The 8,447-nt window shown below is 70.6% G+C and carries 8 protein-coding genes and 1 pseudogene; 1 reads left to right on the top strand and 8 read right to left on the bottom strand.

Annotation, left to right across the window (positions count from 1 at the left end; translation table 11 throughout):
• Positions 1–58 precede the first annotated feature (58 nt).
• From ACO1BR_RS38045 to ACO1BR_RS38035, 3 genes are all read right to left on the bottom strand, one after another.
• Positions 59–1,228, bottom strand: coding sequence for a TerD family protein (locus ACO1BR_RS38045; protein WP_426799686.1), 1,170 nt, complete (start codon positions 1,226–1,228; stop codon positions 59–61).
• Between the two features lie 217 nt (positions 1,229–1,445).
• The gene (locus ACO1BR_RS38040; protein WP_426799685.1) at positions 1,446–2,114 is read right to left on the bottom strand and encodes a transglycosylase SLT domain-containing protein; all 669 of its coding nucleotides are present in this window, start codon (positions 2,112–2,114) and stop codon (positions 1,446–1,448) included.
• 43 nt (positions 2,115–2,157) lie between these two features.
• Complete coding sequence (locus ACO1BR_RS38035; protein ID WP_426799684.1) at positions 2,158–2,736, bottom strand: TerD family protein; 579 nt, start codon at positions 2,734–2,736, stop codon at positions 2,158–2,160.
• Positions 2,737–2,911: 175 nt separating this feature from the next.
• Between ACO1BR_RS38035 and ACO1BR_RS38030 the strand changes: the two genes are divergently transcribed.
• Positions 2,912–3,328 carry a sec-independent translocase gene (locus tag ACO1BR_RS38030; protein WP_426799683.1) on the top strand — a complete coding sequence of 139 codons (417 nt, stop codon included), beginning with the start codon at positions 2,912–2,914 and terminating at the stop codon, positions 3,326–3,328.
• 25 nt (positions 3,329–3,353) lie between these two features.
• On the opposite strand, the gene ACO1BR_RS38025 is transcribed toward ACO1BR_RS38030, so the two are convergent.
• The 5 genes and pseudogenes from ACO1BR_RS38025 to ACO1BR_RS38005 all read right to left on the bottom strand — a co-directional run.
• Positions 3,354–3,647, bottom strand: a complete 294-nt coding sequence (locus ACO1BR_RS38025; RefSeq protein ID WP_426799704.1) for an ArsR/SmtB family transcription factor — start codon at positions 3,645–3,647, stop codon at positions 3,354–3,356.
• A gap of 325 nt (positions 3,648–3,972) precedes the next feature.
• Entirely contained in the window at positions 3,973–5,646 is a 1,674-nt protein-coding gene (locus ACO1BR_RS38020) for an LCP family protein (protein WP_426799682.1), read from the bottom strand.
• Positions 5,639–6,013: a DUF6542 domain-containing protein gene (locus tag ACO1BR_RS38015; protein ID WP_426799681.1), complete on the bottom strand. Its 375-nt coding sequence runs from the start codon at positions 6,011–6,013 to the stop codon at positions 5,639–5,641. The genes ACO1BR_RS38020 and ACO1BR_RS38015 overlap by 8 nt, the downstream gene beginning before the upstream one ends.
• Before the next feature lie 569 nt (positions 6,014–6,582).
• A pseudogene (locus tag ACO1BR_RS38010) lies at positions 6,583–6,903 on the bottom strand (winged helix-turn-helix domain-containing protein); the annotation flags it as partial.
• A gap of 87 nt (positions 6,904–6,990) precedes the next feature.
• Positions 6,991–8,447: NRAMP family divalent metal transporter (locus ACO1BR_RS38005; RefSeq protein ID WP_426799680.1), on the bottom strand; the 1,457-nt coding region annotated here is incomplete at its 5' end.

The raw sequence follows: 8,447 nt of genomic DNA, 5'->3' as shown, positions 1-8,447 counted from the left end.
GCCCCCCCGCCGAGGGGCGGGGCCGGGCGCCGGGGGAACGGTCACGGGGACCGGCGGGTCACTCGTACTCGTCGCCGCCGTACTCGTCGCCCTCGTAGATGTAGTTGTTGACGACCTCGACCTTGGGCTCGTCGTCGCTGAAGGCTTCGTTGAGCAGCGCACCGCCCACCAGGCCGGCCGCACCGGCACCGAGGAGCGCGCCGGTGCCGAAGCGCCGGCCGCCCTGCTGGGGGCCGCCCTGCTGCGGGTAGCCCTGCGGTGCCTGCTGCGGGTACCCCTGCGGTGCCTGCTGGGGGTAGCCCTGCTGAGCCGCCTGCGGGTAGCCCTGCTGCGCCGGGGTGTAGAACGGCGGGGTGGTGGTCTGGATCCGCTGCGCGCAGCCGCCGCAGGTCTGGATCTGACGGGCCACGCCCCACTGCGGGGACCACATCACGGGCGTCATACCCGGGCCGTGGTTGGGGTCGAAGAAGCAGGTCATGTCGGAACTTCCTGTCGATTGCGGTGATGAGGCGGCGGTGAGGCCGGATCCGGACGGCTCCGTGCCGACGGCGGACGCCACGGGAAGGGACGCCCCGGTGGGCGCGGGCGTTCCCGCGGGGGCGGATGGTCCGGAAGCTGGGGGATGCGCGGGGCCGGCTCCGGCCGCCGGGGCGGGGCGCAGGACGTCGACGCCGAAGTCCTGGGCGATCCCGGCGAGCCCGGAGGCGTAGCCCTGGCCGATGGCGCGGAACTTCCAGTCCGCGCCGTGGCGGTAGAGCTCGCCGAAGACCATGGCGGTCTCCGTGGCGGCCTCGCCGGCCAGGTCGTAGCGGGCGAGCTCGGTGCCGCTGTCCTGGTCGAGCACCCGGATGTAGGCGCTGCGGAGCTGGCCGAAATTGTGCCGGCGCTGCTCGGCTTCGTAGAGGGAGACCGGGAAGACGATCCTGGCGACCTCGGACGGGACCGAGGCGAGGCGGACCTCGATCTGCTCGTTGTCACCGCCGCCGGCCGGGCCGTTGCCGGAGTGCCGCACCGAACCGTCGGGGCTGGTGAGGTTGTTGAAGAAGACGAAGTGCCGGTCCGAGAGGACCCTGCCGGAGGCGTCGCACAGCAGCGCGCTGGCGTCCAGGTCGTGGTCGACCCCGGCGCCGGTGCCCACCTGCCAGCCCAGCCCCACCTTCACGGCGGTCAGACCGGGGGCCTGCTTGCTGAGCGACACATTGCCGCCCTTGGTGAGGGCCACGCCCATGAGCTTCCTCCATAACTGTCCCGGCTTCCGGCGTCCTTCGGCTACAACGCGAGGGAAATCGGCGGGGTTCCCCGCCTTGCGCAATGCCTAAAGTATGCGGCTGAGCCCGCATCAGACGATCGCCGCCACCCTGTTTTGGCGCACTGCCTACGCGACCGGGGGCCGCCGCGGGCCCCGGACCCGGGCATACGGGCCCCGCCCCGGCACCGGCCCGCCGTCACGGTGCGACGGCGTTCCCCGCCTTGCCCCAGTTGTCGTGCAGCCGGTCCAGATAGGACTGCGCCTGGCTCCCCGGCGGCACACCGCGGGCGAACGCCAGCATGTTGCCCGCCCCGGCGTTGTACCCGAGCGCCAGCAACTCGTCCCGGGAGTACGAGGCGGACCAGTGGCCCGGCAACTGCCCCGCCAGATCGTGCAGGTACCACGTCGCCGCCTCGATGGCGAGATTCCGGTCATCGGGCAGTTCCTCCCACTTCCGGCCGGCGAAGTCGCGCCCTCGCCTGACCTCGTCGAAGGCGGCCCGGTGCATGTTCGCGATGCCGAAGGCGGCATCGGCCTTGTACCGCTGCCAGGCGCGCTCGAAGGCGGGATCGTGCGGCTTGTACGCCTCGTTGTAGAGGATCGCCATCACCAGCCGCGGTGCCACACCGGCCTGGGCCGCGTATCTGCGCACCGCCGCCGCGCAGTCCGCCGGGTCGTACGCCGGGCCGGGCCGTGTCGTGGCCGGACCGCCGCCGGGCGGCTGCGACGGTGCGGCGCTCGGCGTCGCCGCCGGGGTCGGCGCGGAGCCCTGGGGGGAACCGCGGTCGGTGTGCGCCATGGCCCATACGGCCAGGGCGACGCCCGGCAGGACGAGCCATCGCCACCGCACCCGGGAATCAGCCATACCTCACTCTCTCAGGTACGGGGAGCAGGCCGGGCGCCGTGCCTCAGCCGACGTTCACCCCGAAGTCCTGGGCGATCCCGCGCAGGCCCGAGGCGTAGCCCTGGCCGATGGCGCGGAACTTCCACTCCGGGCCGTGGCGGTAGACCTCGCCGAAGACCATGGCGGTCTCCGTGGACGCGTCCTCCGTGAGGTCGTAGCGGGCTATCTCCTGGCCGTTGGCGTGGTTGACCACCCGGATGAAGGCGTTGCGGACCTGGCCGAAGCTCTGGCCGCGCTGTTCGGCGTCGTAGATGGAGACCGGGAAGACGATCTTGGCGACCTCGGCCGGGACCGAGCCGAGGTTGATCTCGATCTGCTCGTCGTCGCCGTGGCTGCCGCCGGTGAGGTTGTCGCCGGAGTGCACCACGGAACCGTCGGGGCTGGTGAGGTTGTTGAAGAAGACGAAGTGCTGGTCGGAGACGACCTTGCCGGACTGCGCACAGAGCAGTGCGGAGGCGTCCAGGTCGTAGTCCGCGCCCGTGGTGGTGCGGACGGCCCAGCCCAGGCCGATCGTCACGGCGCTGAGGCCCGGGGCCTCCTTGCTGAGCGAAACATTGCCGCCCTTGGACAGGGTCACACCCATGAAAAACCCTCCAGCAGTCCTGTGCCTGTGTGCTGTCGTTGCTGAGAACGAGGGGGAACCCCTCCTTGGTTCCATGATTGCGCAACCACTAAAATGACTCGACGGCAGGCGGCGCGGCCGGACCTCGGCAGGCGGCGCACGGTGGGTGCGACGGGATCAGTCAGGGAGCGGCAGGATGTTCTTCGGTATGAGCACCCCCGATCTACTGGTGATCGGTCTGATCGCGGTGCTGCTCTTCGGCCCGGACAAACTGCCGGAGTTCATCCGGAGCGCCACCGGGTTCCTGCGCAAGGTGCGGGAGTACTCGGAGAGCGCGAAACAGGAAGTGCGCTCCGAACTCGGCCCGGAATTCAAGGACTTCGAGTTCGAGGACCTGCACCCCAAGAACTTCGTCCGCAAGCAGCTGCTCCAGGGCGACGACCTCGGGCTCGGTGACCTCCGCGACGCCCTCGACCTGCAGCGGGAGCCGGCCGCGGCGGAGCGCGGTGCGCGCGACACCGGTGCCGCCCCGGTCCCGGTGGACCTCAAGAAGGGGGACGGCGCGGACGCGCCCCACGGGGACCGCCCGCCCTTCGACGCCGACGCGACCTGACGGCCGCCCGTAGCGGGGGAGCGGCTCAGGCGCCAATGTGCCGCAGACGGGCCGGCGATTCCTGCCCCGGGCGGGCGGCCAGCTGCCGGAACAGGAGCCGCACCACCGCCACCACGTCGGGGTCGTCGACGAGGTAGACCACCCGCCGGCCCTCGCGGCGTGAGCGCACCAGTCCGGCCAGTTTCAGCTTGGACAGGTGCTGGCTCACCGCCGGCAGGGCGCCGCCGACGCGCTCGGCGAGCCCGCTGACGTCGCTCTCGCCCTGGGCCAGTGCCCAGACGATGTGCAGGCGCGGGGGAGAGGCCAGCAGCCCGAACATCGCCGCCGCCTCGGCCAGCACCTCGGCGGACGGATCGGCGGTGGAGCCAGGACCACTGCCCACGCGTTCGACGCTCTTCACCACTGCGGCTCTCCCCCTGTCATGGCCCCCCGGACCGCCCAGTCTAGGCGCCGCGCCGTACGGCCTTCCGGTCGCGGACGGACGTATGCCCCCATAGTGGATCAAAGGGGTCTTCGGCTGATGCAACGTCAGATATGGACGTCGGATGCGGACGTCGAATGCGGACCGGATGCGGACACCGGACAGGGCCTCCGCCGCGGCCGGCGGGACGCGGACTCCCGCCCCACCGGCCGCACCGGGTCCGTCAGTTGACGCAGGGGATGCCGCCCTCCTTGACGGATTCGCCCGCGAAGGCGTTCGACGGGACCTGGGACCCCGCGCCGCCCGAGCCCTTGCTGTCGTCGGAGCTTCCGGAGTTCCCGGAGCCCCCGGAGGAGCTGTCGGAGCCGGTCGAGGGCGGTCCGGTGTAGTCCTTGCCGAGGACGACATGGACGTGTCCGGCGGGGACGGCCGACGAGGAGACGGCCGAGCCCGTGCCCAGCTTCGAGGCGATCTGCTGCCCGGCCTCCTGTGCGCCCGCGCCGTAGACCACGGCGGTCTTCTGCCGGGGCGCGAAGTTGATCGCCTTGCCCGCCGTGTAGCCCATGTCGGTCAGCGCCTTGAGCTCCTCGGCCGCGCCGCCGGTCTTACCGGAACCGTTGAGGACGTCGACGGTGCCCGGCGCGGCCTTCGCCGACGGGGACGGCTTGGCGCCGTCCGAGCCGCCCGAGGACCCGGACTTGCCGCCGATCATCGACTGCACGATGGCCTGGATCTTCGGGACGTCGACGAGGTTCACGGACTCGCGGTTGCGGGTGCCGAAGCCGGCGATGGGCAGGGTGTGGAACTCGACGTTCCCGCCCGTGAGGTTGGTGGCCTGCTGCGCGAAGTCCAGGACGTCGAACTTGCTGTCGATGACCAGGTCCTTCTTCACCACGTCGAACAGCCCCTGGAGCTTGCCGAGGTCGCCGAACACCCCCTCGCTCTTCAGCTTGTGGGTCACCGACGAGATGAACGCCTGCTGGCGGTGGGTACGGTCCAGGTCACCGCCGTCGAGGCCGTGCCGCTGCCGCACGAACGCGAGCGCCTGCTTGGGGTTGAGCTGCTGGTGACCCGCGCCGAAGTCGGCACCGGAGTACCGGTCCTTGACCGGGTGCTTCAGGCACACCTCGATCGGCTGGAGCACCTTGGCGATGTCGTAGAAGCCCAGCAGGTTGACCTCGGCGAAGTGGTCGATCGGCACCTGGAGGAAGTTCTGGACGGTCGCCAGCGTCGCCTCCCGACCGGCCTCCCGGCTCTTGCCCTCCAGGTCGGCGCCCTTGACGCCCTGCGCGGAGAGCTTGTCGTGGGCGACCGTGTAGGCGTTGCCGTACGCCTCCTTGATCTTGAAGTGCCCCTGGGAGCTGCCGTCGCCGTTGAACGTCTGCACATAGTCGTCACGCGGAACGGAGAACGCGGTGACCTTCCCGCCGTCCGCGGGAATGTGCATCAGGATCAGGGTGTTGGTGTTGTAGTACCCGATGTCGCTGGAGCCGGCGTGCAGCTGGTCCTTGACGAACTCCCGCGGCAGGTCGTTGCCGTTCATGTCCTTGCGGGAATCCAGGCCGATCAGCAGCAGGTTGACCGAGTTGTCCAGGTGCTTGGGTGCGTTCTTGCCGCCGATCGCGCTGAGCGCGTCGGAGGTGTTCAGCCCGCTGCTCACCCAGTTGTAGGCCGCCCAGGACACCCCGCTCGCCAGCAGGATGAGCCCCGAGGAGAGCGCGAGTGCGGTCCGTCCCACGACGACCAGCGGCGAGCGCCGCGGTCCGCGGCGCGCCGCACCGCCGGCCGACTGGCGCCGGGCGGCCCGCCCGCCCGTTCCGCCGCGCTCCTCGGGCTCCTGCCCGTAGGGGCTCGACCCGTACGGACTCCGCCCGTACGGATTCTGCTCGTCACGCACCGCTGTTCCTCCTGCTCCCGTTCCGCCCGCTTCGCCGCCTGGTCCCGACGAGCCGTACCACCAGCACGACGATCAGTACGACCTCCGCCGCCGCCATGGCGGGGAAGCCGTCCACGGCCCAGCGCACCGCGGCGGTTGTCAGTCCCTTGCCCTGCGCGGTGGTGGTCCCCGCGACCTGCTCACAGGTCACTGTGATCAATGCCACCACCAGCGGGGGAGCGGATATCAGCCACCAGGCGCCCGGGCGCGTGCACGCCTTCGCCGCCAGGGCCGCCCCGATCGCTGCGGCGATGGCGAACACCCATCCCGGCCGCGAGCTGATCGCCGTGTCGGCCAGTGCGCCCACGACCGCCAGCGCCAGCGCCACCAGCGCCGCTCTGCCCCCTCGGCCCTTTCTGGCCGCTCTGTCCGTACGCGACGAACGGGTGCCGTCCTGGCCGGCGTACCGGCCGTCATCCGGTCCCGGGTACTGCGTTCCCCGGCGTCGTGGGCCCGGGACCTGGCGTGAAGCCTGTCTCGGGTCTCGCGCCAGGTCGTCGTACCCGTTAGGGGTCTCGGTGCGCTGACCTGTCATTCGCATCCCTCATACGGCCGACCGACGTGTCGGTCGCGTGTGCCTCCTGCCGCGGTGGCAGAAGATGGCGATTCCGGCGGGAAAGACGCTGGACGCGCCGGGCCGGTTGCTATTTTGACTGCTTAATTGCGCAATCTAGCAAGTGTGGAGTCCGGCCTGAAAAGGTACCTGACCACGAGCCGCCCGCCTCCGGTGCCCGTCGGCCGCCTGCTCCGACCAGCGGAGAGGCGGTGCCGGACCCCGGTGGGAACCGGGCGTACGGACCGGGTGAGCGGCGCTGGGCAGAGCCCATACCGCACCTCCTTCCGTCCCGCGGTCTGTCCGGTGTACCCGGTCAACCTGTGAGGACGGTCGAGCACGGGTCAAGAAACCCGTGCAGGATCGTAGAGATACCCGACCTGGCGCACGGTGGCAATGGCCGCGCGGTATGCCGGGCCCAGCTTCCGCCGCAACCGGGCGATATGGACGTCCACGGTCCGTATGTCGCCGACTGCGGGCTGTCGCCACACCTGCACCATCAGCTGCCGGCGGCTGTGCACCTGCCGGGGATGCGCGGCCAGGTGGGCCAGGAGCTCGAACTCCAGATACGTCAGCTTGAGGGGCCGCCCGTCGACCGACGCGGTCCGCAGGTCGCGGTCGACCGTCAGGCCGCCCCCGGTCCGGGGCGCGGCAGGGGGCTGGGGGCAGAGGGTGCGGAGTGCGATGGCCCTGGGGTAGCGCACGGGCATGGATCTGCTCCTTGGGTTCGGCGGCTGCGGCGGTGCGCGCGCTCACTGCGCGAGCGCGACCTGAACGATCTTGATGACGACCAGGACCATCGCGATGAGCAGATACGTCCGCAGGGCACCCATCCCGATCCTGCGGGCGGAGGACATCACCGGCCTGCTCAGCGTCTCCAGCGGCGGCATCCGCCAACTGTCCCGGCCCGTACGGTCGATGGGGTCCTCCTTGGTGCCCGTACGGCGCCTGGTGAACGCGTACCCGGCGACCAGCACCCCGGCGATGCCGCAGGCGGCCATGATGTCGAGGATCGCGGTGGCGCTGATGTCGGGGAAGAGGACGGAGGCGGTCAGGATGATCGAGAGGGCGACCAGGACTCCGACCACCGCGGCGGTGAAGGCGTTGGTTTTCGGGCCGTTGGTCCAGGGGCCGAGGACGGTGCGGTCGTTGCAGAGCAGGAGGAGGAAGACGGTGGCGGAGGGGAGGAGGACGCCGGCGAGGGTTTGGACGCCTTCGGTGAGCAGGCCGAGGGGGGAGCCGGGAATCAGGACGATGGTGGCGGCGGTGGCGACGAGACCTGCGTAGACGGCGTAGAAGCCCTTGGCGCCCTTGATGCCGCGGTGGAGGGAGTGCTTGATGCCGAAGACGTCGCCGATGGCGTAGGCGGTGGAGAGGGAGACGGCGAAGGCGCCGATGATCGAGGCGTCGAGCAGGGCGATGGCGAAGAGGACGCCGGCGAGCTTGCCGGCGTGGGCGGCGAGGCCGTGGGCGATGCCGGCGGTGTCGGTGAAGTTGCCGGCGGCGTGGGTTCCGGCGAAGGCGGCGGCGGTGAAGCCCATCATGGCGGCGGCGCCGATGACGACGATGGCGATGCCGATCCACAGGTCGGCCTTCTCGTAGCGCATGAAGCGCGGGGTGATGCGCTTGTCGATGACGTAGGACTGCTGGAAGAACAGCTGCCAGGGGGCGACGGTGGTGCCGACGATGCCGATGATCAGCAGCATGACGGTGGAGAGTTGGCCGGTGCCGCCGGGGATGGTGGGTACGACGAAGTCGTGGGCCATCTGGGAGGTGGCCGGGTGGGCCATGAAGTAGATGGGGACGAGCAGCAGGGAGGCCGCGCACAGGGCGATGGCGATGCGCTCGAAGCGTTGGAAGGAGCCGGTGAAGGCGGAGGCGATGATGATGGCGGCGGCGAGGATGACGGCTGCGGCTTTGGGGAGGCCGAGGTAGCCGGCGGCGAGGGTGATGCCGATGAACTCGGTGACGAGGGTGAGGGCGTTGAGGAGGAAGAGGTCGATGACGGAGAAGGCGCCCCAGAACTTCCCGAAGCGCTCCAGGATGAGGCGGGCGTGGCCGACGCCGGTGACGGCGCCGAGGCGCAGCACCATTTCCTGGTTGACGTAGAGGACGGGCACCAGCAGGAGCAGGGTCCACAGCAGGTGGGTGCTGTAGTTCTGGCCGGCTTGGCCGTAGGTGGCGAAGGCGCCGGCGTCGTTGTCGCCGA

The organism is Streptomyces sp. YGL11-2 (assembly GCF_050054615.1).
GTDB lineage: Bacteria > Actinomycetota > Actinomycetes > Streptomycetales > Streptomycetaceae > Streptomyces.
Note: the sequence above shows the minus strand (reverse complement) of the source record. Positions and strands in the feature narration are given on the sequence as shown.

What these genes read in the sequence shown, in the direction of transcription:
- ACO1BR_RS38045 (WP_426799686.1), bottom strand. Translation starts at nt 1,228, where the DNA reads ATGGGCGTGGCCCTCACCAAGGGCGGCAATGTGTCGCTCAGCAAGCAG.
- ACO1BR_RS38030 (WP_426799683.1), top strand. Translation starts at nt 2,912, where the DNA reads ATGTTCTTCGGTATGAGCACCCCCGATCTACTGGTGATCGGTCTGATC.
- ACO1BR_RS38025 (WP_426799704.1), bottom strand. Translation starts at nt 3,647, where the DNA reads ATGTTCGGGCTGCTGGCCTCTCCCCCGCGCCTGCACATCGTCTGGGCA.
- ACO1BR_RS38035 (WP_426799684.1), bottom strand. Translation starts at nt 2,736, where the DNA reads ATGGGTGTGACCCTGTCCAAGGGCGGCAATGTTTCGCTCAGCAAGGAG.
- ACO1BR_RS38040 (WP_426799685.1), bottom strand. Translation starts at nt 2,114, where the DNA reads ATGGCTGATTCCCGGGTGCGGTGGCGATGGCTCGTCCTGCCGGGCGTC.